This window comes from Pseudomonas sp. NPDC077408 (genome assembly GCF_050269105.1).
GTDB lineage: Bacteria > Pseudomonadota > Gammaproteobacteria > Pseudomonadales > Pseudomonadaceae > Stutzerimonas.
Genome location: NZ_JBNNHS010000004.1, coordinates 178,789 through 200,607, shown reverse-complemented (window position 1 = coordinate 200,607; position 21,819 = coordinate 178,789). Strand labels below are relative to the sequence as shown.

The following is a 21,819-nucleotide window of genomic DNA, read 5'->3' as shown; positions in this document are numbered from 1 at the left end:
AGGATGTCCCTATGCGCAAACGCCGAACAAAAATCGTTGCCACGATCGGCCCTGCCAGCCAGAGCCCACAAGTCATAGAGCAAATGATACTCGCTGGGATGGACGTTGCCCGGCTGAATTTCTCCCACGGAACGCCAGAAGAGCATATCGCGCGAGGCAAACTGATCCGCGAGACTGCTGCACGCCATGGTCGCCACGTTGCGCTGCTGGGGGATTTGCAGGGCCCGAAGATTCGCATTGCACGGTTCAAGGAAAAACGCATCAAGCTAGAGGCAGGAGACTCTTTCAGTTTGTCGGTGACGCACAGCTTGACAGACGGCAACCAGTCTGTAGTCGGCATTGACTATCCGGCTCTGATAAGTGACTGCCAAGTGGGTGATGAGCTGTTACTCGACGACGGTCGCGTGGTCATGCTCGTCGAAGCTAGCTCCGAAGACGCTCTGCATTGCCGCGTATTGATCGGTGGGCCGCTGTCGGATCACAAGGGCATTAACCGCCGCGGCGGCGGCCTAACCGCGCCGGCGCTGACTGAAAAGGACAAAGCGGATATACGCCTAGCTGCCGCAATGAGGGTGGACTATCTCGCGGTATCTTTTCCCCGCGATGCCGCTGACATGGAGCTTGCTCGGCGCTTACGGGACGAGGCTGGGAGCGACGCTTGGCTAATCGCTAAAATCGAGCGCGCCGAAGCAGTCGCTTGTGACGAAACACTAAATCAGCTGATCCAGGCCAGCGACGGCGTAATGGTTGCCCGGGGCGACCTTGGTGTTGAAATTGGTGATGCCGAGCTAGTGGGTATTCAAAAGAAGATCATTCTCCATGCCCGCAGGCACGACCGGGCGGTGATAGTCGCCACTCAGATGATGGAATCGATGATCGCCAGCCCGATGCCCACCCGTGCAGAGGTATCGGATGTCGCCAATGCGGTTCTTGATTGCGCCGACGCAGTGATGTTGTCTGCAGAAAGCGCCGCTGGTGATTACCCGGTGGAAGCAGTGAGGGCTATGGCTCGTGTCTGCGTTGGCGCGGAAAAACATCCCACTAGCGAGACGTCCGGCCATCGCCTAGGTAACCACTTTATACGTTGCGACCAGAGCATCGCCTTGGCAGCCATGTACACCGCTAATCATTTCAAGGGAGTAAAAGCGATCCTGGCCCTCACCGAGAGTGGCTATACCCCCCTGATCATGTCGCGCATCCGTTCTGCAGTCCCCATTTTTGCACTCTCGCCTCACACCGCTACCCAAGGACGCGCCTGCTTATTGCGAGGCGTCTATCCGGTGCCCTTCGACCCGGCTGCACACACTCCTAGCGACGTCAGCCGCGCCGCGGTGGACGCATTAGTGGAACGCGGACTGGTGGCCGCTGGGGATTGGCTGGTACTCACTAAAGGCGACAGCTACACGGCTTCTGGCGGCACCAATGCGATGAAGCTACTGCAAGTTGGCCAACCAATCATTTAAACGGACCATCTATGACATACCATCCGCCAGGCGCACAGGTTGACGTTACAACAAATGAGTGGCCGCGTGACTTCGATTTCCGCGCATGTCGCGCCGAGCAGCAAGAACTTCTAGCCCCGCCGCATAACACCAAACAACCAGATGAAGGTAAAACTCAATGAGCAAGTCCACCATAAGCCATGTATTTGCCCGTGAGATTTTAGACTCCCGAGGAAACCCTACCGTAGAGGCCGTCGTGGGACTCGATGACGGCAGCGAGGGCACCGCCAGCGTGCCGTCAGGGGCCTCGACCGGCTCGCGCGAGGCGCTTGAGCTCCGCGATGGTGGCTCTCGTTACTGCGGCAAGGGTGTGCTTCGCGCAGTCGCCCATGTCAACGGTGAAATCAGGGATCATGTGCAAGGGTTCGACGCCTGCGACCAACTCAAGGTAGACACGGCGCTTATCGATCTGGATGGCACGCCCGATAAAAGTCGGCTCGGTGCCAATGCTCTGCTCGCTGTCTCCCTAGCGAATGCCAAGGCTGCCGCCGGCGCAAAAGGTCTGCCGCTCTATCGCTATCTGGCGACACTCCACGGCAGCGAGGAACAATTCAGTCTTCCATTGCCAATGATGAATATTCTCAACGGTGGCGAACACGCAGATAACAATGTCGACATCCAGGAGTTCATGATTCAGCCGGTATCGGCGAGCAGCTTTAGTGAAGCCTTGCGCATGGGCGCGGAGGTATTCCATACCCTGAAGCGCGTGCTTGGCGAACGCGGTCTCAGCACCGCCGTAGGTGACGAAGGCGGCTTCGCCCCATCCTTGGCCTCCAATGAAGAGGCTTTGACTTTGATCGAGGAGGCCGTAGTACGCGCCGGCTACGAGCCAGGCATTGATATTGCTCTGGCCCTGGATTGCGCCTCCTCAGAGTTCTACCGCAACGGGCGCTATGTGCTTAAAGGCGAAGGTCAGTCGTTCGATGCGCAAGCCTTCAGCGAGTATCTGTCAGCCCTCTGTAATCGCCATCCCATTGTCTCGATCGAGGATGGCATGGACGAAGGCGACTGGACTGGTTGGAGCAATCTCACGCAGAAGCTGGGGAAAAGAGTGCAACTGGTTGGTGATGACCTGTTCGTCACCAACCCCCGAATTCTCCTTGAAGGAATCGAGAGTAACATCGCCAATGCCGTGCTAATCAAGCTTAACCAGATTGGCACGTTAACCGAAACAATGGATGCGATCCGTCTCGCCCAGGCTGCCAACTACGGTGTGGTGATATCCCATAGATCCGGTGAGACCGAGGACACTTTCATCGCAGATCTCGCCGTCGCCACACGAGCAGGTCAGATAAAAACTGGATCTTTAAGCCGGTCAGATCGAGTCGGCAAATACAACCGCTTGCTTCGCATTGAGGAGGAGCTTGGGGCTTCTGCGCATTACCAAAAAGCTAATGCGGTGCGCACCATTTAGGCGCAGGGAAAGTTTAAGACCCTAAATAGCACTGTCCATTCGGCGCGTTTGGAATTTGGAGAAATTCCTCCTACTAAGACTTCCAAGCGCCCCGAGGAATTTGCCGCACCGCACCCCTATTTCCGGTCTGAGCACAACGATATCCAGTTACCAAAAAGCTTAATTCCATAAAGTTGATGAATGCCGCAACGACTATTTGCCTTTACCTCGGCATTACCGAAGCTCAAACCCTGCATTAGCGAACAAGTGTATAATGGCGAGACCAATGTCGCTTAGATCTTAAAGTTACCGACAAGATGGTTAAGATTGGACGCCAATTTTGATAGTTCGTGGCTGGCTGCGTTGGTTTGGCTTGCCCCGGCGGACGTCTGGATCGCTAAGTCGCGAATAGCTACCAGATTTTGGTCAACCTCTCGGGATACTTGAGCTTGCTCCTCTGCAGCACTGGCAATGACCAAGTTGCGACCCGAAATATCCAAAATCGCCTCAGTAATAGCCTTCAGTGCCGTCCCTGCTGCTCCGGCGGCGTCAACCGTGCATTTGGCTTGATCGTTGCTGCCGCGCATTGCAACCATCGCTTCGTCCGTGCTCTGCATAATGGATGAAACCATAAGGTCGATTTCGCCGGTCGATTGTTGCGTTCGCTGCGCCAATGCTCGGACCTCGTCAGCAACAACTGCAAAGCCTCTGCCCGCTTCGCCGGCTCGGGCCGCCTCAATTGCGGCATTCAACGCGAGCAGATTGGTTTGTGCGGCGATGGTATGAATGACATTCAAAACCTTGCTGATATCCGACACTTTATCAGACAGCTGTTCAACAGCCTTCAATGAGCGGGTGACCTCATCAGCTAGCACGTTAATCGACTTAACGGTATTGCCTACTTGCTGACTACCTTCTCGCGCAAGCTTGTCGGATAGGTTTGATGCCTCAGAGGTGCCAGCAGCGTTGCGAGCAACTTCGTCAACGGCTGCAGTCATTTCATTCACAGCCGTAGCGGCTTGCTCAATTTCTTGGGTTTGCTTCTGTACACCACGGTTCGCTTCTTCCGTGACTTGATTCAACTCCTCAGAGGCTGATGCCAGCTGGGTTGATGAGTCAGCGATCTGCATTACAGTAGAGCGCAGATTATCTTTCATACGATTAAGGGAAGTTAGTAAAGCCGCGAGCTCGTCGTTCCCCCTCGAATCAATCTTTTGCGTTAAGTCGCCCTTAGCTACGATAGAGGCAAAATCAGAAGCAGCTCTTAGCGGGTTTACGATACTACGGGTCAGCATGACCGCTAAAAATCCCGTTAGAACCGCAGCAAGGGTGACGAATCCGGACACCCCGATTATCGCACTGTAATAGTTAGATTCGGCTTGACGAGCCAGTTCTGTCGCGTTGTCACGGTTCAATTTGAATAGCTTTTCCAATGCAGGGCTCAGTTCGTCTGAATATTTCTTGTATTCACCACCCAGCAACATATTCATATCTTCAAGAAGTCCGCGCTTTGAAAGCTCTACAAGCTCGGTGTTCTTCTCGATGAAACCGCCAACGAACCGAGAAAAGTGCTCGTATTGTTTTCGCTCTTTCTCACTTGAAACTAGAGAAACATATTCTGTCTGAGCCTTTTTAATCAGGCGCTCCAACTCGGTGATGCGAATATGGGCGGCTGTCAGCGAAGCTTCCTCTCGGTGAACTAGGAGACGATAAGCGGTAATTCTCATCCGCAACAGTCGCTCGTTAATGGCAGCAAGTGCTGCATAGCTCGGCATTTCTCGTTGACTGACATCGACGGCGGCGCTGCGAATACTGGCCATCTTATCCATAGCAAATAGACCAAGCAAAACTACCAGGAGTGCGATGCTAGAAAAACAGATCGCAGAGCGCGGCGCGATCTTTAGTTTGCGCATGAACATGGTGCATACCTTAGAATACGAAGTTAACTTATTAAGGCTGGTTATCTTAGCTAACTGCCACCGCCACAAAATGGAATTCTCTTGCGCTGAATCATCTATTGTGCAGAGGCTACAAAACAGCTTATAGAACGAAGAGTCACAGATTATTCGGATCTACAGTATGTGCTACTCTGGCCCTCGTATAGATGACAGAAAGAGGACGCCAGGCCGGGTAACTTCCAAGCTAATATTTTGCGACGGGTATTGATTTACTGATCTCTCTTCTTCTGCTTACACAGAAGAAGAGAGATCAGTTAAGAAGCTGCTCGCCAGTTTGCTGGCTGTGATTCAAGAAGGGAAGAAGGGGAAGAAGAACAGCAGGAGCGGAATAGCAATCAAACCAGCCACTAATATTAATGGAAGTCCGCATTTAACATAGTCGACGAACTTATAGCCTCCAGCCGATAGCACCATGAGATTTGCCGGCATACCGATTGGCGTCGCGTACGCACATGAACCACCGATGACAATGGCCATAAGCACAGCTCGAGGATCTGCGCCTAGGTTAGCGGCAATTGACATGCCGATGGGTACGAGAAGTGCGGTGGTGGCCGTATTAGACATAAAGTTGGTAAGGGCGCAGGAGATGAAAAAGATCACCACCAGCAATAGCGCGGGAGAAGCGTCGGCGCCAAGTAAATCCATTATCGATGAGGCAACAGTCGCACCGGCTCCCGTCTTTTCAAGCGCGGTTGCCAAGGCAAGGGTTCCGCCGAAGATGAATATGGTTTGTGTATCAATGGACCGGTATGCCTGTTTTTCCGTTAGCACGCCAACAAGCACCAGAAACGCGGCGCCAATGCACGCGGTAATGTGCAGCGGTATTCCAATTAAGTCCTCGAAAACCATTCCAAGGATCGTACCGATCATCACCAAAAGGGAGGTTACCTGCTTCCATTTCGGTACGGCACTGAAATCAGGTGTTTCATCGGCGATATCGGTTGTACGAGATGAGCCGGCTGGAAGTAATTTGTACCCAAAGAGCGCGAAATAGATAATCCCGCCGATCAATATCGGCAGCCCTATTTTGGCATACTCGAAGAAGCTGAACTCAAGCCCGACTTTTTGCAGCGCACTTTGAGCAATTAAATTACCAGGCGCGCCAATCAGCGAAAGATTTCCGCCCATCGCAGCCGCAAATACCAAGGGCATTAACAATCGAGAACGTGAAAAACCGGACTTTGCTGCAATGCCGATGACAACAGGAATCAAAACAGCTGCAGTGCCAGTATTTGAAAGCACGCCAGACAGCAACCCGACAATGACCATAATTGCCACTATCAATTGCCTTTCGGTCTTGGCGAACCGTGTTACGAGTCCGCCGACTCGATTTGCCATCCCTGTTTGAAACAGTGCTCCACCTACAATGAACATACCCACAAAAAGTATGACATTGGTATTGATGAAACCATTGAACGCGGATTTGGCGTCTAAGACTCCTGTCACAGCGAGCGTTAAACATACAATCACTGCCGTTAGGGCGAGAGGTATCCGCTCCCAGACAAACATGACGGCCGCAAATAGCAGAAGAAACAGTGTTATTTCGATGTGGCTCATTTGTATTCCTCCCCAGCAAAGAGGAGGCTCCATGTGTTTATTTTTGTTGTGGACGCCTGAAGCATCGAATCTCTAGGCGGAGCGATAGGGTGTAGCGATCCGTGTTCGAAGTGACAATGCGAAGACTGCGGTACAACCGCAGTGCTGTGCTTTAGCGAGAACGGACCAACCCGTAACCAACTGAGAAGTGCTGGTAAAACCAGCACTTCTTGATGTCGGTCAGCGGGAGAGGACCTCGAGTACCGCGTCCGTAACCTGTCGCGTTGTGGCAGTGCCACCTAGATCAGGCGTGTGAAGACCGCTGGCAGTGACCTCTTCGATGGCACGCATTAGGTGATCAGCAGCTTCTTTCTCACCTAAGTGCTCGAGCATCATTGCAGCTGTCCAGAAGGTCGCGATGGGATTGGCGACGCCCTTACCGGTAATGTCGAAGGCCGAACCGTGAATAGGCTCGAACATGGATGGGAAAGTCCGGTCGGGATTTAAGTTCGCTGTTGGTGCGATGCCCAGACTGCCGGACAATGCCGCTGCTAGGTCTGAAAGGATGTCCGCGTGCAGGTTGGTAGCCACGACCACGTCCAATCGCTCGGGTTTCAGAACCATAGTTGTCGTAACCGCATCAACCAATTCACGATTGGTCTGCACGTCCGGGTAGTCCTTGGCGACTTCGGCGAACACTTCGTCCCAAAGCACCATGCCGTGACGCTGTGCATTCGACTTTGTCACCAGAGTCAGATGCTTGGCGGGGCGGGTGCGAGCCAGCTCGAAGGCGAAACGATGAATGCGCTCTACACCGACGCGTGTGAAGGTAGAAACCTCAGTAGCGACTTCAATGGGCAGACCTTGGTGTACACGTCCACCGCTGCCAGAGTATTCCCCCTCAGAGTTCTCGCGGACGATCACCCAATCGATAGCCTGGCCATTGCTTAGGGGGCTTTTAACACCCGGGAGCACACGAGCCGGACGGACATTGGCGTACTGATCGAAACCCTGACAGATCGGTAGGCGCAGCCCCCAAAGAGAAACGTGGTCGGCGACCTTTTGGCTCCCTACAGCCCCGAAGAAAATCGCATCCGCTTGCTTGATCTCAGCCAAGCCGCCCTCCGGGATGTAATGGCCATGCTTGAGGTAATACTCGGAATCCCATGGATAATGGGCCACGTCGAAATTAAAGCTGCCGAGGCGCTTCGACAGGCCTTCGAGAACCTCAAGCCCAGCTGCGATCACTTCGGTACCGATGCCGTCACCCGGAATTGCTGCGATTTTGTATGTATTCATGCTGCGCTCCACTTTTTGTTTTTGATGAGGATGGCCGCGATGCTGCGACTGGCTCGAGTATATTCAGTGAAAACACAGCGATTGATCGCTTTTATATAACAACTTTAGTGAATTGAGGTTATCAATGAGTCGTCCTCAGGATTTGGCGTTTTTCCACTTGCTGGCCCTCCAAGGCAACCTCGCCTCAACGGCTCGTGAGCTAGGGCTTACTCCTCCTGCTGTTAGCAAACGGCTTGCAGCACTGGAACAGAGACTGGGCGTACGGTTGATCAACCGTACTACGCGCTCACTGGGTCTGACGCCCGAGGGGGAGGTGTACTTTCGCCATGCCAGCCGGATACTTGGTGACATCGAAGAGCTCGAAGAGCTTGTTACAAGCAGTCGGCGGGAACCGAAGGGGCTGCTACGTGTGAACGCTTCGTTGGGTTTTGGACGACGCTATATCGCCCCGGCCCTATCCGCATTCATTGACCAATACCCAGAAATCGAAGCTCAGCTCATTCTCTCCGACCACCCTATGGATCTCGCATCGAATGGTCTGGATTTGGTGATTCGCTTCGGGGTGCTTCCTGATGCAAGATTCCATGCGAGACGCATTGCTAGCAATCGACGACTGCTCTGCGCCTCGCAAATTTATTTGGAGCGTCATGGAACGCCCCAGAAATTACAGGACCTGTCCCAGCATAACTGCATTTTCCTACGCCAGAACGACAGCATTCACGGCGTGTGGGATTTTGTCGAAGGTCCGCGCACTCGTAGCATCAAGGTTCGCAGCAACCTAAGTTGCAATGATGGAGAAGTAGCGTTGAACTGGGCCTTGGAGGGTCGCGGTATTTTATTGCGAGCGGAGTGGGACATAGCTCGCTACGTGCGCAGCGGGCGACTACGCCTCGTTCTGGAGGATGCACAGCCTGCTCCCGCCGACGTGTACGCCATCTACTCAGAACAGCATCATCTTTCTGCAAAGGTACGGCATTTCATCGATTTTTTAGTCGAGCGCTTTCGAAATATCGACCACCTAGAACCGACTGAGGCCGGAGAGTAAAAAGAGCGGGCTGATCCTGCCCACGCTGGGGCTCGGAAAACAACTGACCGATACATTGAAATGAGGCTTGTTCCAGAGTTAGCTTTGGATTGAAAACTGCTCCCTTCGAACGGCAGCTCTTGGCCGATTCCTGCGGTTCATGAGTGATAGTCAAAAGATCAGTCGATCACTATCTTTGGTCAAACGCTTTGAGCCACGCCCGGGCTTGCTGCGACACGGTACGAGTGAGCACCGTCTCCGACGCCGACGGCTAATAGTTTTGGAGCGCGAAGGATGGGCCACGAACAAGCCGCTCGGCTTCGCTAAAGCACGTCCAGCCCGTACCTCAGGTCCGTTGCTGCAGGCTATGGCAGGGACGTTCGCCGTCGTCGGGGGCATCTGCCTGCATCAAGGAGCATGCCGGTGAAGCCGTCGCGCGGGAAGCCGAATCGGCCCATCTCCTTTTCGGGAAAGTTCGCCCCGCTGCGTCCTTGGCTTGTCGTGAATCCTGACGGTGGTACGGCTGTGCCTCGGGCTTCATGGCAGCAACCGTTCGGCGCAAACAATTTCCCCTCCGCTGTGCGGATTCCTCACCCACAAATTCTGTGCGCCTCTCGGTCCTCCACGTTGTTGCGACCGCTGTGCGGTGCGGCCAGCCCGACCTCCGTCTGCCGGTTCACAACAAGGACGCGATGGGCGCGACCTTGGTACCCCGAAAGGAGAAATCACCATGGCCAACATCGGCACTTTCACCGCACAGAACGACGGCTTCACCGGCACTGTTCGCACCCTGACGCTCAACGTCAAGGTCAAGTTCGTTCCCAACGACAGGAGCAGCGAAAACGCCCCCGACTATCGCATCCAGACGGCCGGTGGCTACGACATCGGCGCGGCATGGGAGAAAGTCAGCCAGGCCGATCGGGCATACCTGTCCGTGACCCTGAATGATCCTTCGTTTCCGGCAACGATCTACGCCCGACTGATAGAAGAGGAGAACGGTACGCACAACCTAATCTGGTCGCGCAGCAAGTCGGTGGCCTGACCACCTCATCGCCCCGCCCGTTGTGGCGGGGCACTCTTACGGAACTACAGCCGAACGTGCCGGCGTCGTGAACAATGCTATCCAGCGCGGCAATACGTTCCAGAGCTCGGCCACGTCGGCGTACTCGATTCTGGCCGCTTTTTAGCTGGCTCTTCTCAGGCCTCGTTCGATCGGTCGCGCCTGAATGGGGGGAAATCTTTCTATTGCAATGACGTTTTCGTGCTTTTTCAGAAAGTATTGGTGGCCGTTTCGGACAGAAACGTCAAAGCGCTTTTACATTTTTACAGAGCCACGCAAAGCCGGGTTTCCGGTTTGGTTCTTTTACGGTTTCGCCCGTATGAGGGTTCGTGCACTTGGAGCGATGCACAAATCCGTATCGGCAGCTCGGCGGTTTCGTGCACAAGCCCATCCCTGCAAAAGCGTAATTGTGACTAACCGTAAGCGGTCAGACCGCCAGTGTCTGAATCGGTGTTTCTGTCTTCTACGGACATAAGCCAGACCTATCGGATCATCTTTTGACCCCCAAGCGATGCAGGATGGCTCAGCACTGCACGTCCTTGAGTCGCGTCGCGAACAGATGGCTCGGCTGGCGCTCCGGCGTTATCGGCTTCGCATAGCGGCTGTCGTTTTTCCGTTGCGAGCCAGGGGCGGCTATCTCGAAGCAGGGAGGTTGGCCGATGGCTCATCGCAACGCCGAGCAGAAGTGTCCCACTGCGGCCTATCTCTACCTTCTGCACCTCGATGAGCATGCTCTTGCCTGGGAGTACCTGCGCAGAAACCCGGAGTACCGGCGTGACTGGCAAGACTGCGTGCTCCGGGCTGCGGCCGCGCACCGCTGGGGTTTGCGCGTGCTGGAAGATCCGGGGTTGGACGCCCGCGACGCGCATCCGCTCTGGCTTGTCGACCATCCAGGGCTGGTCCAGCTCCACCCCGACGTTTATTCCACACCCGACGCGGCAGCATTTGATTTCTGGAGCATTCCGGGCTGCAAGGTCTTGGTCCATGACGGTTGCTGTCTGCGGGTAACGACCGGTTTCGCTGGTTGCCGGATCAGGCTGGCAATGGCGCCAGGCCTGAAAGATGGCGACGCGTTCGTTGTCGCCATGCGCCCAGGCCGCCGCTCTCGTGCGAGCGTCATGACTGAAGCGCTGAACGAACTGGCCGCTGGGTCCCAGACCACGCCACTGGCACAGACCTTTTCTAGGCCGAGCGCCACCGCCTTGCTTGAACTGCACACTTTGCAAGCGCTGGATGCCAGCCTGGCGGGTGCCTCTCTACGGGAGGTCGCCTTGTGCCTCTTCGGTTCCGCGGCGGTAACACAGGGTTGGCATGCCGACGCGAGTCTGCGCTCGAAGGTTCGCCGCCTGGTCCGGCGAGGCCGAAGGTTAATGCTCGATGACTATCGGCGCCTTGCACGACTCGACCTGCAGGGGAGGGCCGTTCCGAGCCATCACCAAAACGACCCTGAGCAGGGGAGCCCAGCTTTCTGAGACTGGCTCCATCCGGCTGCACTGGTGCGGCCGACTGTCCTGAATGCTGGAGGTTTACCTTATGCGACCTGCTCCTGTGCAGCCTGCTGCTGCGCCCGGCACATCAATGCAACTTGCTGCTGTCCAGCCGCAGCGCTACCTCACGAACGAAGAGGCGGCCACCTACCTTCGCCTGTCGCCACGTACGCTGGAAAAGCAACGTGTGATCGGCGGTGGCCCGCGCTTTCGCAAGTTCGGTCGCCGCGTCATGTATGCCATTGCCGACCTCGATGCCTGGGCCGACCAGCACAGTTTCGAGGCCACCTCCGATCCCGAATACGCCGAGCAGCACTCGGCTGACAGCCGTGCGCGTTGATTGGCGGCCGTATGGCCAGCTCGGAGCACGAGCGTGCCCAGCTCGACCTGTTCCGCGCGCTGCCAGGCGACATGGCGCCGCGCGACAGCCAGGACTTGATGGCACATCCGTTCTTCTCGCTATCCAAGTCGCGGCGTACGACGCCAATCGACTTTCGCACGGCTGGCGTCACGGTGCGTGTGGAGGGCACTCAGGAATATGGCATTGCGACAATCTGGGATGCCGACATCCTGATCTGGGCGGCCAGCCAGGTCGTGGCGGCTCGCGATGCCCGCATCGCTCCGTCACGGCTGATGCGCGCGACGCCCTACGAGATCTTGCGCTTCATCGGGCGCGGTGTGTCGCTGCGCGACTATCAGCGCTTAAAGGCGGCTCTGGATCGCCTGCAGTCGACCACGGTGGCCACGTCGATTCGCGAGACGACCGGGCGGCGGCTGCATCGCTTCTCGTGGATCAACGAGTGGAAGGAATTGGCCGACGCTCGCGGTGCGCCGTTGGGCATAGAGATGATCCTGCCGGACTGGTTCTTCGCGGGTGTGTTGGATGCAGCGCTGGTGTTGACCATCGACCCCGCCTACTTCCGGCTCACCGGAGGCATCGAGCGGTGGCTATATCGCCTGGTTCGCAAGCATGGTGGGAAGCAGCCGGACGGCTGGCAATTCGATTTCAGACATCTGCATCGCAAGTCAGGCAGTACCGCGAGGCCCTGCGACTTCGCCTGCGATTTGCGTGCCCTGGTGGCGCGGCAGTCGTTGCCGGGCTATGTGCTGGGCATCGAGCGGATCCCGGAGAGCAGAACGGAACTGCTTACGTTCCGGCCCGTGCCGTCTACGGCACGGGGATAGTCGCGGTACAACCTGTGGACGGGCTCGTGCTATCAGGCGTGTCGGGTATCGTGCTATCGGGCGTGTCCTTATCGTGCTATCAGGCGTGTCAAATCCGCTGTAGGCCAGGAGTGGCGAGGGCTTCAGCGTCCCTTAACTTCTCTAACTTAAAAGCTCTAACTTTTTGTAAGGGGCTGCCGTTTCGGTGGACAAGGGTAAGACAGCACGTGCTGGCCCGTTCCAGGGAGAGGAGGGGCAGACCATGATCGTTGCCCTACTCAATCAGAAAGGAGGCGTCGGCAAGACCACCTTAGCGACACATATCGCAGGCGAGCTCGCATTGCGCGGTCAGCATGTCGTCTTTCTAGACGCCGACCCGCAGGGTTCAGCGCTGGACTGGGCGCAACGGCGCGCGCAACAGGGACTACCCAGGCTGTTCAGTGTAGTGGGACTAGCCCGTGAAACGCTGCACCAGGAAGCGCCCGAGCTGGCCCGCCGAGCTGATCACGTCGTGATTGATGGACCACCCCGGATCGCGGCGCTTGCACGCTCTGCTCTGCTGGCCGCTTGCCGCGTCATCATCCCTGTACAACCCAGCCCGTACGACCTGTGGGCCAGCGACGAAATGGTCGCACTGATCCGCGAGGCGCAGCTTTTTCGCCCTGAGCTGGCGGCAGCATTTGTCATCAACCGGCGCATCAGCACAACCATCATCGGCCGTGAAGCGCGTCAGGCGCTGGCAGATCAGCCTATACCGGCGCTACGTGCTGAGGTTCGCCAGCGCATTGTCTTCGCCGACAGTGTGGCGTCGGGCCGTCTTGCCTGCGAGACGGCGCCCGACAGCGCCGCCGCGCGCGAGATCACTGCCCTGGTGGACGAGCTGCTGAGGTGGTCGGCATGACCCGAGTTGGCGACAAACGCACGCCCATCGGCGTGCGTCCTCACGCGGACCCGCATGCCGAAGCCTGGGTTCGTCAGAGGGACGCCAACGTCGTCCACAGGCGCGACCTCTACAGCGCCCGCCTGACCCTCGATATCACCCCGGCGCTGCGCGCCCGGATCAAGGTATCGGCATTCACCCAAGGCATGACGGTGGCCGAGTTGCTGCGGGGGTTATTGGAGCGCGAATTTCCGGAGAAAACAGGATGACTGTACAGACAATTACTGCCACGCCGGCGACGAACTCCGTTGTTGCCATGCGTTTCGGCGAGACTGACGCGACGTCGCTGACGCGGGTGTCGCTCATTCACGTGCCGCAGCGCGTCCAGGTCTACCTGCGCTTCGGTGATCCGGTGCGTATTACCCGCCTGGACCCTATGAGGCGTATAGCCGTGTTCCTGCCCGGCGCCATCTTCTGCCGCGTTCGCTGGCAAGCCAACGAGTACGGCACGGTCAGCTGGCAACTGACGGTGATGCAGGGATGCACGCAACGGGACGCGGTGCAGCGTATTGCCGGCGTGGTGCCTGGGGCTCGGTTGCTGCTGCACGCCATCGGCAAGCCGGCAGTGCGCATGGTGCTGCCGCTGATTGATGCCATCGAGGCGCAGGGCATCGATCCGACAACGGTGTCATTTGCGTATTGGCGCATGCTGAATAACCGGCTCGCCGCACGCTTGGCCATGCCCGTCTACACCGCCGAGCGTCACTCCGCCTGGCTGACGAGGCGGGGGCTGCAGTGATGAGCATTGCCGACCTGTATCAATCGTCACGAGGCCTCGGTCGCCTCGTGATCGCAGCGCTTAGCGCCTGTGGGCTATCGGCACTGGCGTGGTCGGCCTTCATGGGCCCCGATGTTCGCGTCGTCTACAACGCTTCGGACAGCGTGCCGGTTGGCTGGTATCGAATCGATTCGGCAGGGCGGCAGGCTAACGCGTGGCCTGTTGGCCGCATTGTGCTGATTCGCCTCCCGGACGCCGCCGCAACGCTTGCAGCGCAGCGCGGATACCTGCCGTTAGACCTTCCTTTGCTCAAGCGCGTGGCTGCGGTGGCAGGACAGCATGTGTGCATTGCTGACCGCACCGTGCACATCGACAACGCTGCCGTGGCTGTAGCGCTGGATGCTGACAGGATGGGGCGGCATCTGCAGGCTTGGTCGGGGTGCCGGCGGCTTCGACCCGGTGAGCTGTTTCTGCTGAGCCCGACCAATCCGGCGTCGTTCGATAGTCGCTATTTCGGACCCATTGATACCTCCGCCGTGCTCGGTATTGCGCATTCGCTTGGGCTGGGAGCGGAACAATGAAGCGCGCCGACTCGCTATCCCCTGTCGCATCAAGTCGGGCCCAGGACTTGCGCCTGCCTTCGTATCGTCGTGCGAGCACGGACGTGTTCGCATCGCGCTACGGTTTGAAACCGGTACAGCCAACCTGCGTGCTGCCGTCTTGCCTTGAGCAGAAGCAGCTAGCGGCCGTTGCGATGTCCGTCGGCGCCCTCGCCGCGAGCAACACAGCCGCGACAAACCACCGATGCCTGGAGCACATGCGACAGGAAAAAGCGGAAGGCAAGACAAAAGGCGGCGGCACCCGGACGGTCGCAACGCCAGTCTGCACGTGGGGGAGGTGCGGCACCCGGCTGCGTCTTCGCCGTGCCGTATATGGCGTGCAAGGCGCACTAATGCTGGCCTTTCTGCGTGCCTCACACGCCGGGCTTCGCCTCTGCTTGCTGAAGTCACCGTCATGACCGACCGCCGCGATGATGACTTTCGCCTTCGCCCTGGTGCGCCGAAGAGTCTGGATAAGGGCTTCGTTTCCAAGGTGCTCAAGCAGGTCGGCAAGGCCGGTGGCAAGTCAGCTGTGCGGCGTCCAGCACTGGCTGGTGGCAAGGGACAACACGCCGGTCAGCGGCCGGGCTCGCGCCTCGGGCGAGGGCACACGGCAGCGCGCTTCGCAGGCGCCTCGCTCACACTGTTCTCACGCCGGGTGACCATCAAAACCCTGCTGGTCAATCAGCGCCAGGCAAGCCCGCAATCGTTGGCCAAGCACCTGCGTTATATCGAGCGTGATGGCGCGGGACGCGACGGCGAAGCAGGCCGAGCCTATGGAACACTGACGGATGAGGTTGATTTGGGGGCGTTCCTGCAGCGATGTGCTGATGATCGCCATCACTTTCGCTTCATTGTCGCACCGGAGGACGGGGCCGAACTGGACGACTTGCGCACCTACGCCCGACAGCTGATGGGGCGTATGGAGGCTGACCTGGGTACGCGGTTGGACTGGGTGGCGGTAGATCACTGGAACACCGACAACCCGCATACACACCTCGTCGTTCGTGGACGCGATGACACCGGCAAGGACCTCATCATTGCCAGCGACTACATCGCCCACGGCTTTCGCCATCGGGCCGCCGAACTGGCCACCGAATGGCTCGGCCCCCGCACCGAGTTGGAACTCCAGCAGTCCTTGCAGCGTGAGGTGAACCAGGAGCGTTGGACGAGCCTGGACCGCACGCTGTGCCTGGAAGCCGGCCCTGAGCAGACGCTGCGAATCGAACGCTTTAACCAGCCGCCGCTGCAACGCCAGCGCCTGGCACTGATTGGCCGTCTCCAGCGGCTGCAGCAAATGGGACTGGCTGAAGAGGTCCGGCCCGGGACATGGTCCATTCAGGCCGACGCGCAGACAACCTTGCGCACCCTGGGTGAACGGGGCGATATCATTCGCACCCTACAGCGTGCCATGAGCGGACGGTCGCGCGAGTTGGCCGTGTTCGCGCCACAAGAGGACGGGGTTGCGGTCACAGGGCGGGTGGTCGCCAAAGGCTTATCCGATGAGCTCGGTGACCGAGGTTATCTGGTCGTCGATGGTCTGGATGGCAAAGCGCACTACGTCTCCCTCAGTGCGAGCGACGAACTGGCCAACTACCCGACCGGCTCGGTGGTGAGCGTACGCGGCTCGGCCAAGATCCGGGAGACGGACCGTACCATCGCCGTACTCGCGGGCGATGGTCTGTACCGTTGCGACCGTCATCTGGCGATCACCAAGGGCCAGGCAAATGGTAACCGTGATCCACAGGAACTTGTCGCAGCCCATGTGCGGCGACTCGAAGCGCTGCGTCGGGCGGGCATCGTTGAACGTGTGGCGGACGGACTGTGGAAAGTGCCGGCCGATCTACCCGAGCGTGGCCGCCAGTACGACGCCAAGCGCTTGGGTGGGGTGGCCATCCAGTTGAAATCCCATCTGCCGATTGAACGGCAAGCTCGCGTGATCGGTGCCACCTGGCTCGATCAGCAACTGATCGGCGGCGAGCGAGGGCTGGGTGACCTCGGCTTTGCCGGTGAGGTGAAGCAGGCCTTGCGCCAACGCGCCGATTTCCTCGTGGAGCAGGGGCTGGCCGAGCGTCAGGCTCAGCGCGTGGTTCTGTCGCGCAATCTCTTGGCGACGCTACGTAACCGGGAGCTCACCCGGGTAGCTGAGCAGGTCGCCACGGAAACTGGATTGACGTACCGGCCGCTGAAAGAAGGCCAGCGCGTGGCCGGCCTCTATCGCCGTAGCGTCATGCTCGCCAGTGGCCGTTACGCCCTGTTGGAGGATACCAAGGCGTTCAGCTTGGTGCCGTGGAAACCTGTCATTGAGCCGCGCCTGGGTCAGCAGCTTGCCGCGACGGCACGGGGTAATTCGGTTTCTTGGGAGCTTGGAAGGTCCCGCGGTGTTGGGATTTGAAGGCCTCGTCACGCTGTTCTGTCTGTCGGCTGCTCTCGGGCGACCTCCGCAACCGTCTATCTGGTCGCCTACGCACGCAGGCTAGCGGGCCTGCCCCTTTCGATTTTCAACCGCAACCCTGAGGAACGAGCCATGAGAACCCTGACACCGATACTCTGTGCACTGGCACTCACCGCCTGCGGCGAAACCGGGAAACCTGAGGCGCCGCTGCCGACAGTTGACGAGCTGGCCGCCGACCTTGCGCGGCTGGAAGAGCTGCGCCCGCAATGCAAGCTGGACCGCGCCAAGCTCGGTGATGCCTTGTGCAATCGAGTGGCCGAAGCAACGCGCCGGCGCTTCATCGGGGACGGAAGGGTGCCTTATACGCCGTCGAAAGAGGTGCCCAAATTCTAGGCGTTACCCCTCCGCAAAATCTCCAACGGTCCCACCGATACGCCGCAACGCGTTCACGCTTGCGGCGTTTCGTTGCCACTAGCCCAAGCCTTCATTGGTGCATTTTGGGCCACTGTTGTTCCGATAACGGTCTTTGACCGGCACCGGAACGGCACCGAAGCTCCCCCCAAGCAGCCAGCTCAAGCGTGCTGCATGCAAAAGGGGGAGCGCCGTCATGCTCGGTACCAACGTACTGTTCGGACAAATTGCCGTTGTGTTCGGTGTCGTGATCGCCGGGGTGTGGAGCGCGACGCAATGGACGGCTGCTGCGCTGGGCTATCAGCCTCGTTTGGGTTTGCCCTGGTTCGAGCTTTTCGAAACGCCGATCTATCACCCCTGGCGACTGTTCGACTGGTGGTTTTTCTTCGGTGCCTATACGCCTGAGGTGTTCGACACCGGCGGTACCATTGCCGGTGCAAGCGGCCTGGTCGCGGTGGGCGTCGCCATCGCCATGTCGATATGGCGCGCCCGCCAGTCGCGTCAGGTCACCACCTACGGTTCGGCGCGTTGGGCCGAACCTGAAGACATCCGTAAGGCGGGGCTCACCCGCCCGGCCGGTGTGCTTCTCGGGCTGCACGACGACCATTACCTGCGTCATGAGGGCCCTGAGCATGTTCTTGCCTTTGCACCGACTCGCTCGGGCAAAGGGGTCGGTCTGGTTGTTCCCACTTTGCTGAGTTGGCCGGCCTCGGCGGTGATCCATGACATCAAGGGGGAGAACTGGAACCTGACCGCCGGTTGGCGCGCCCGGTTTTCGCACTGCCTGCTGTTCAATCCGACCGATTTGCTTTCGGCCGCCTATAACCCGCTGCTGGAGGTTCGCCGGGGTGCGCACGAGGTCCGCGATGTGCAGAACATCGCCGATATTCTGGTCGATCCGGAAGGCGCGCTGGAGCGGCGCAATCACTGGGAGAAGACCTCCCATGCGCTGCTGGTCGGCGCTATCTTGCACGTGCTGTATGCCGGTGAGGACAAGACCTTACGTGGCGTCGCCAACTTCCTGAGCGACCCGCAGTGCCCTTTCGAGGTGACGCTGCACCGGATGATGACGACGCGGCACTTGGGTGACGAGACCCACCCAGGGGTGGCATCTGCTGCCCGTGAAGTGCTCAACAAGAGCGAGAACGAACGCTCGGGTGTGTTGAGCACCGCCATGTCGTTCCTTGGACTGTACCGCGATCCTACGGTGGCCCAGGTAACCTCACGCTGCGACTGGCGCATTGCCGATCTGATTGCTGCCGAACACCCGGTTTCGCTGTACCTGGTGGTGCCTCCTTCAGACATCAGCCGCACCAAGCCGCTGATCCGCCTGATCCTCAACCAGATCGGTCGACGCCTCACCGAATCGCTCGACGGCAGCGACGGTGTACAGCGGCGTCACACGCTGCTACTGATGCTCGATGAGTTCCCTGCGCTGGGCCGGTTGGACTTTTTCGAGTCGGCGCTGGCCTTCATGGCAGGCTACGGTTTGCGCGCTTTCCTGATCTCGCAGTCGCTCAACCAGATCGACAAGGCCTACGGGCAGAACCACTCGATCCTCGACAACTGCCATGTGCGCGTGACCTTCGCCACCAATGACGAGCGCACCGCCAAGCGCATTTCCGAGACGCTGGGTACCGCAACGGAGCTGCGTGCACAGCGCAACTACGCGGGCCATCGGCTGGCGCCATGGCTGGGGCATCTGATGGTCTCGCGTCAGGAAACGGCCCGGCCACTGCTGACGCCTGGCGAGGTGATGCAACTGCCACCGGACGAGGCCGTGGTAATGGTCGCCAGCGTCGCGCCAATCAAGGCTCGAAAGCTGCGCTACTACAACGATGCCAACTTCAAGCAGCGTGTGTTGCCTCCACCGGTCCTCGTGGCGGGGCATTACGCCGACGTGCCGCCAGGGCGCGAAGACGACTGGACCAACCTGGCACCGCCCGTAGCCTCTGTGCCATCGGAAGGTGGCGACAGCCTAGCATTCGGCTTCGCCGATGAGGGCGGTCCGCAGCGACAGGCCGAACTGTCCGCACCCGTTACCTACGATCCCGAGCAGGAGCCTGTCGGAAACGATCTATCTCTGCTCGATGACGACGACGCGCCGCCCGTTCTGTCTCGCCAGTTTGATCCCGCCATGCAACGTGTTGCTCGGCAGGCTGCACTCGACCCCGACGACGGTATCCAGCTATGAGCCAGTACCGCCTTAACCTGTTCATTCAACCTGAACATGCTCGACGACTGGACGAACTCGCCGCTAAGAAGGGTGTTTCCAAATCCTCCATCGTCGCCTCAGCGTTGGCGTCCTGGCTGTCGCCCGAAGCCGGAGACCAGCGCGAAGCCGCCATCGCCAAGCGACTGGATCGCCTGTCACGCCAGTTCGAGCGTCTCGAACGCGACCAGGCCATCGAGATCGAGACGCTGGCCTTGTTTGTGCGCTACTTCCTAACCGTCAGCACACCCGTGCCGGAGGCGCATCAAGAGGCAGCCAAAGCGCAGGGCAAGGCGCGCTTCGAGCAGTTCGTCGAGCAGCTCGGTCGCCACCTCTTGCGTGGCCGCAGTCTGGTGCGCGACGTGGTGGAGGAGCTCTACCCGGAGGGACGGCACTTGGAAAGCGCGGCGGACGAAACACGGGAGCGAGGCCGATGAGTGCTGCTGGCCAAGCCACTCAGGCTGTCTCGCTGGACCGGCGTATCGCCATGCTTCGCACCGCGATGGGTCCGGTCATCGCAGCTGCCCTTGAAGACCCCGATGTCGTCGAGGTCATGCTCAACCCTGACCGGACGCTGTGGGTGGACCGGCTGTCGTCAGGGCGCGCGCCGCTTGGCGCGGAGCTCTCCGAAGCGGATGGCGAGCGCATCATCCGGTTGGTCGCCGCGCATGTCGGCGTGGAGGTGCATCGCGGCAAACCGCTGCTGAGCGCCGAGCTGCCGGAAACCGGCGAGCGCTTTGAGGGCATCTTGCCGCCCGCGGCACCTGGTCCCGCCTTCGCCTTACGCAAGCGGGCCGTGGGCGTCATTCCACTGGAGCGTTACGTGACAGACGGGATGATGACCGCAGCCCAAGCCGTCTGGCTGCGCGAGATCGTGCGTGAACGGCAAAACATCCTGATCGCCGGCGGCACCAGTACCGGTAAAACCACGCTGGCCAATGCACTGCTCGCCGAGATTGCCTGCACTGGCGATCGGGTGCTGGTGCTTGAAGACACCATCGAACTGCAGTGTGCCGCCCGCGACCACGTACCGCTTCGCACCTGTGCGGGCGTGGTGTCCATGCGCGAACTGGTGCGCACGACGATGCGGCTGCGTCCCGACCGCGTGGTGGTGGGAGAGGTGCGGGGTGGAGAGGCGCTGGACCTCGTCAAGGTTTGGGGCACCGGTCATCCGGGCGGCATCGCCACCATCCATGCCAGCTCCACTCAGGGCGCACTGCTGCGATTGGAACAGTTGGTGCTGGAGGTCGCGGTAAATCCGCCTCGAGCGTTGATCGCCGAGGCGGTCAACGTGGTGATCGTCATCGCCGGGCGCGGCCGGCTTCGCCGAATCCAGAGCATCGCCTGCGTGGTCGGTTACGACGGCGCGGGTTATCACCTGGCGGACGCGCAGCACGCCTCTAATGCCGTCACAAACGCTTCTGCTTCGTTACCCTCAACCACGCCTGGAGAACTGCCATGAAAGCCGCATATGCCCCTGTTTCCCGCCCGGTCGCCAACCTAAGGTTGGGCCTGACGCACTTGCGTCGCCTGGCTGCGTCTGTCCAGAGCGGCCTGTTGCTCGCAGCCATCATGCTGACGACCGTCGGCACGGCGAGGGCTGCCGGCTCCTCGATGCCCTGGGAAGGTCCGCTCGAATCCATTCTCGAATCGATCCAGGGACCGGTAGCGCGCATCGTGGCGGTGATCATCATCATTGCCACAGGCCTCGCGCTGGCATTCGGTGACACCTCGGGTGGTTTCCGCAAGCTGATCCAGATTGTGTTCGGCCTGAGTATTGCCTTCGCCGCGTCGTCGTTTTTCCTGACGTTTTTCAGCTTCGCTGGCGGAGCGGTTGTATGAGCGCCGAAGTCGACTTGCCGGGCTTCGAGGTGCCGCTGCACCGAGCACTGACTGAACCGATCCTGCTGGGTGGGGCGCCGCGGACCGTGGCCATTGCCAACGGTACGCTGGCGGCGGCCGTCGGGCTGGGTTTGCAGCTCTGGCTGCCGGGCCTGGTGCTGTGGCTGATTGGCCACGCGCTGGCGGTCTGGGGCGCGCGCGTCGATCCACAGTTCATGCAGGTTTTTGCCCGGCATCTCAAGCACAAGCCGCTGCTGGACGTGTGAAAGGGAGGGCGCT

Annotated in this window: 21 protein-coding genes and 1 pseudogene; 18 read left to right on the top strand and 4 right to left on the bottom strand. The window is 59.2% G+C overall.

Annotation, left to right across the window (positions count from 1 at the left end):
* The first annotated feature begins 11 nt into the window (after positions 1 to 11).
* Together pyk and eno are read left to right on the top strand one after the other, a co-directional pair.
* Positions 12 to 1,463 (top strand): pyruvate kinase, encoded by a 1,452-nt coding sequence (pyk, locus tag ACQKEK_RS13440; protein ID WP_499143112.1) that lies wholly within the window; start codon positions 12 to 14, stop codon positions 1,461 to 1,463.
* Between the two features lie 157 nt (positions 1,464 to 1,620).
* Positions 1,621 to 2,916, top strand: coding sequence for a phosphopyruvate hydratase (gene eno, locus ACQKEK_RS13435; protein WP_499143111.1), 1,296 nt, complete (start codon positions 1,621 to 1,623; stop codon positions 2,914 to 2,916).
* Positions 2,917 to 3,188: 272 nt separating this feature from the next.
* Here the strand turns inward: eno and ACQKEK_RS13430 are convergent, their stop codons facing one another.
* From ACQKEK_RS13430 to ACQKEK_RS13415, 4 genes and pseudogenes are all read right to left on the bottom strand, one after another.
* Entirely contained in the window at positions 3,189 to 4,025 is an 837-nt protein-coding gene (locus tag ACQKEK_RS13430; protein ID WP_499143233.1) for a methyl-accepting chemotaxis protein, read from the bottom strand.
* Between the two features lie 21 nt (positions 4,026 to 4,046).
* Positions 4,047 to 4,808: pseudogene (locus tag ACQKEK_RS13425) on the bottom strand (MCP four helix bundle domain-containing protein); the annotation flags it as partial.
* A gap of 333 nt (positions 4,809 to 5,141) precedes the next feature.
* A complete protein-coding gene (locus tag ACQKEK_RS13420) occupies positions 5,142 to 6,410 on the bottom strand; it encodes an SLC13 family permease (protein WP_417792306.1) in 1,269 nt (422 codons plus the stop codon).
* A 219-nt stretch (positions 6,411 to 6,629) separates the two neighbouring features.
* Positions 6,630 to 7,688, bottom strand: coding sequence for a tartrate dehydrogenase (locus ACQKEK_RS13415; RefSeq protein ID WP_499143110.1), 1,059 nt, complete (start codon positions 7,686 to 7,688; stop codon positions 6,630 to 6,632).
* A gap of 124 nt (positions 7,689 to 7,812) precedes the next feature.
* Between ACQKEK_RS13415 and ACQKEK_RS13410 the strand changes: the two genes are divergently transcribed.
* The 16 genes from ACQKEK_RS13410 to ACQKEK_RS13335 all read left to right on the top strand — a co-directional run bounded on the left by ACQKEK_RS13410 (position 7,813) and on the right by ACQKEK_RS13335 (position 21,806).
* Entirely contained in the window at positions 7,813 to 8,733 is a 921-nt protein-coding gene (locus tag ACQKEK_RS13410; protein WP_417792304.1) for a LysR family transcriptional regulator, read from the top strand.
* Positions 8,734 to 9,442: 709 nt separating this feature from the next.
* The gene (locus tag ACQKEK_RS13405) at positions 9,443 to 9,754 is read left to right on the top strand and encodes a DUF736 domain-containing protein (protein WP_499143108.1); all 312 of its coding nucleotides are present in this window, start codon (positions 9,443 to 9,445) and stop codon (positions 9,752 to 9,754) included.
* Positions 9,755 to 10,431: 677 nt separating this feature from the next.
* Positions 10,432 to 11,244: a DNA -binding domain-containing protein gene (locus ACQKEK_RS13400; RefSeq protein ID WP_499143107.1), complete on the top strand. Its 813-nt coding sequence runs from the start codon at positions 10,432 to 10,434 to the stop codon at positions 11,242 to 11,244.
* Between the two features lie 61 nt (positions 11,245 to 11,305).
* The gene (locus ACQKEK_RS13395) at positions 11,306 to 11,599 is read left to right on the top strand and encodes a helix-turn-helix transcriptional regulator (protein ID WP_131651237.1); all 294 of its coding nucleotides are present in this window, start codon (positions 11,306 to 11,308) and stop codon (positions 11,597 to 11,599) included.
* A gap of 11 nt (positions 11,600 to 11,610) precedes the next feature.
* Positions 11,611 to 12,444 (top strand): replication initiator protein A, encoded by an 834-nt coding sequence (locus ACQKEK_RS13390; RefSeq protein WP_499143106.1) that lies wholly within the window; start codon positions 11,611 to 11,613, stop codon positions 12,442 to 12,444.
* Positions 12,445 to 12,685: 241 nt separating this feature from the next.
* Positions 12,686 to 13,324: a ParA family partition ATPase gene (parA, locus tag ACQKEK_RS13385; RefSeq protein WP_499143105.1), complete on the top strand. Its 639-nt coding sequence runs from the start codon at positions 12,686 to 12,688 to the stop codon at positions 13,322 to 13,324.
* Complete coding sequence (locus ACQKEK_RS13380; protein WP_031311218.1) at positions 13,321 to 13,572, top strand: hypothetical protein; 252 nt, start codon at positions 13,321 to 13,323, stop codon at positions 13,570 to 13,572. Before parA ends, ACQKEK_RS13380 begins: the two co-directional genes overlap by 4 nt.
* A complete protein-coding gene (locus ACQKEK_RS13375) occupies positions 13,569 to 14,102 on the top strand; it encodes a DUF2840 domain-containing protein (protein WP_499143104.1) in 534 nt (177 codons plus the stop codon). Before ACQKEK_RS13380 ends, ACQKEK_RS13375 begins: the two co-directional genes overlap by 4 nt.
* Entirely contained in the window at positions 14,102 to 14,662 is a 561-nt protein-coding gene (locus ACQKEK_RS13370; protein WP_499143102.1) for a S26 family signal peptidase, read from the top strand. Before ACQKEK_RS13375 ends, ACQKEK_RS13370 begins: the two co-directional genes overlap by 1 nt.
* 433 nt (positions 14,663 to 15,095) lie before the next feature.
* Positions 15,096 to 17,075: a DUF3363 domain-containing protein gene (locus tag ACQKEK_RS13365; RefSeq protein WP_499143101.1), complete on the top strand. Its 1,980-nt coding sequence runs from the start codon at positions 15,096 to 15,098 to the stop codon at positions 17,073 to 17,075.
* Positions 17,076 to 17,207: 132 nt separating this feature from the next.
* Entirely contained in the window at positions 17,208 to 17,468 is a 261-nt protein-coding gene (locus tag ACQKEK_RS13360; RefSeq protein ID WP_126190217.1) for an EexN family lipoprotein, read from the top strand.
* Positions 17,469 to 17,682: 214 nt separating this feature from the next.
* Positions 17,683 to 19,680, top strand: coding sequence for a conjugal transfer protein TraG (locus tag ACQKEK_RS13355; protein WP_417780059.1), 1,998 nt, complete (start codon positions 17,683 to 17,685; stop codon positions 19,678 to 19,680).
* Positions 19,677 to 20,135, top strand: a complete 459-nt coding sequence (locus tag ACQKEK_RS13350; RefSeq protein WP_499143100.1) for a CopG family transcriptional regulator — start codon at positions 19,677 to 19,679, stop codon at positions 20,133 to 20,135. The genes ACQKEK_RS13355 and ACQKEK_RS13350 overlap by 4 nt, the downstream gene beginning before the upstream one ends.
* Positions 20,132 to 21,160, top strand: coding sequence for a P-type conjugative transfer ATPase TrbB (gene trbB / locus ACQKEK_RS13345; protein ID WP_499143099.1), 1,029 nt, complete (start codon positions 20,132 to 20,134; stop codon positions 21,158 to 21,160). The genes ACQKEK_RS13350 and trbB overlap by 4 nt, the downstream gene beginning before the upstream one ends.
* Complete coding sequence (locus ACQKEK_RS13340) at positions 21,157 to 21,540, top strand: TrbC/VirB2 family type IV secretion system protein (RefSeq protein ID WP_499143097.1); 384 nt, start codon at positions 21,157 to 21,159, stop codon at positions 21,538 to 21,540. Before trbB ends, ACQKEK_RS13340 begins: the two co-directional genes overlap by 4 nt.
* Positions 21,537 to 21,806, top strand: coding sequence for a VirB3 family type IV secretion system protein (locus ACQKEK_RS13335; protein WP_313484558.1), 270 nt, complete (start codon positions 21,537 to 21,539; stop codon positions 21,804 to 21,806). The genes ACQKEK_RS13340 and ACQKEK_RS13335 overlap by 4 nt, the downstream gene beginning before the upstream one ends.
* Positions 21,807 to 21,819: the final 13 nt, after the last annotated feature.

Bases quoted from the DNA above. Each gene is read 5' to 3' on its own strand.
- ACQKEK_RS13420 (WP_417792306.1), bottom strand. From the start codon at position 6,410: ATGAGCCACATCGAAATAACACTGTTTCTTCTGCTATTTGCGGCCGTC.
- ACQKEK_RS13335 (WP_313484558.1), top strand. From the start codon at position 21,537: ATGAGCGCCGAAGTCGACTTGCCGGGCTTCGAGGTGCCGCTGCACCGA.
- ACQKEK_RS13360 (WP_126190217.1), top strand. From the start codon at position 17,208: ATGAGAACCCTGACACCGATACTCTGTGCACTGGCACTCACCGCCTGC.
- ACQKEK_RS13355 (WP_417780059.1), top strand. From the start codon at position 17,683: ATGCTCGGTACCAACGTACTGTTCGGACAAATTGCCGTTGTGTTCGGT.
- ACQKEK_RS13370 (WP_499143102.1), top strand. From the start codon at position 14,102: ATGAGCATTGCCGACCTGTATCAATCGTCACGAGGCCTCGGTCGCCTC.
- ACQKEK_RS13430 (WP_499143233.1), bottom strand. From the start codon at position 4,025: ATGCAGATCGCTGACTCATCAACCCAGCTGGCATCAGCCTCTGAGGAG.
- eno (WP_499143111.1), top strand. From the start codon at position 1,621: ATGAGCAAGTCCACCATAAGCCATGTATTTGCCCGTGAGATTTTAGAC.
- pyk (WP_499143112.1), top strand. From the start codon at position 12: ATGCGCAAACGCCGAACAAAAATCGTTGCCACGATCGGCCCTGCCAGC.
- ACQKEK_RS13395 (WP_131651237.1), top strand. From the start codon at position 11,306: ATGCGACCTGCTCCTGTGCAGCCTGCTGCTGCGCCCGGCACATCAATG.
- ACQKEK_RS13415 (WP_499143110.1), bottom strand. From the start codon at position 7,688: ATGAATACATACAAAATCGCAGCAATTCCGGGTGACGGCATCGGTACC.
- ACQKEK_RS13390 (WP_499143106.1), top strand. From the start codon at position 11,611: ATGGCCAGCTCGGAGCACGAGCGTGCCCAGCTCGACCTGTTCCGCGCG.
- ACQKEK_RS13380 (WP_031311218.1), top strand. From the start codon at position 13,321: ATGACCCGAGTTGGCGACAAACGCACGCCCATCGGCGTGCGTCCTCAC.
- ACQKEK_RS13405 (WP_499143108.1), top strand. From the start codon at position 9,443: ATGGCCAACATCGGCACTTTCACCGCACAGAACGACGGCTTCACCGGC.
- ACQKEK_RS13350 (WP_499143100.1), top strand. From the start codon at position 19,677: ATGAGCCAGTACCGCCTTAACCTGTTCATTCAACCTGAACATGCTCGA.
- ACQKEK_RS13400 (WP_499143107.1), top strand. From the start codon at position 10,432: ATGGCTCATCGCAACGCCGAGCAGAAGTGTCCCACTGCGGCCTATCTC.
- parA (WP_499143105.1), top strand. From the start codon at position 12,686: ATGATCGTTGCCCTACTCAATCAGAAAGGAGGCGTCGGCAAGACCACC.
- ACQKEK_RS13375 (WP_499143104.1), top strand. From the start codon at position 13,569: ATGACTGTACAGACAATTACTGCCACGCCGGCGACGAACTCCGTTGTT.
- ACQKEK_RS13365 (WP_499143101.1), top strand. From the start codon at position 15,096: ATGACCGACCGCCGCGATGATGACTTTCGCCTTCGCCCTGGTGCGCCG.
- ACQKEK_RS13410 (WP_417792304.1), top strand. From the start codon at position 7,813: ATGAGTCGTCCTCAGGATTTGGCGTTTTTCCACTTGCTGGCCCTCCAA.
- trbB (WP_499143099.1), top strand. From the start codon at position 20,132: ATGAGTGCTGCTGGCCAAGCCACTCAGGCTGTCTCGCTGGACCGGCGT.
- ACQKEK_RS13340 (WP_499143097.1), top strand. From the start codon at position 21,157: ATGAAAGCCGCATATGCCCCTGTTTCCCGCCCGGTCGCCAACCTAAGG.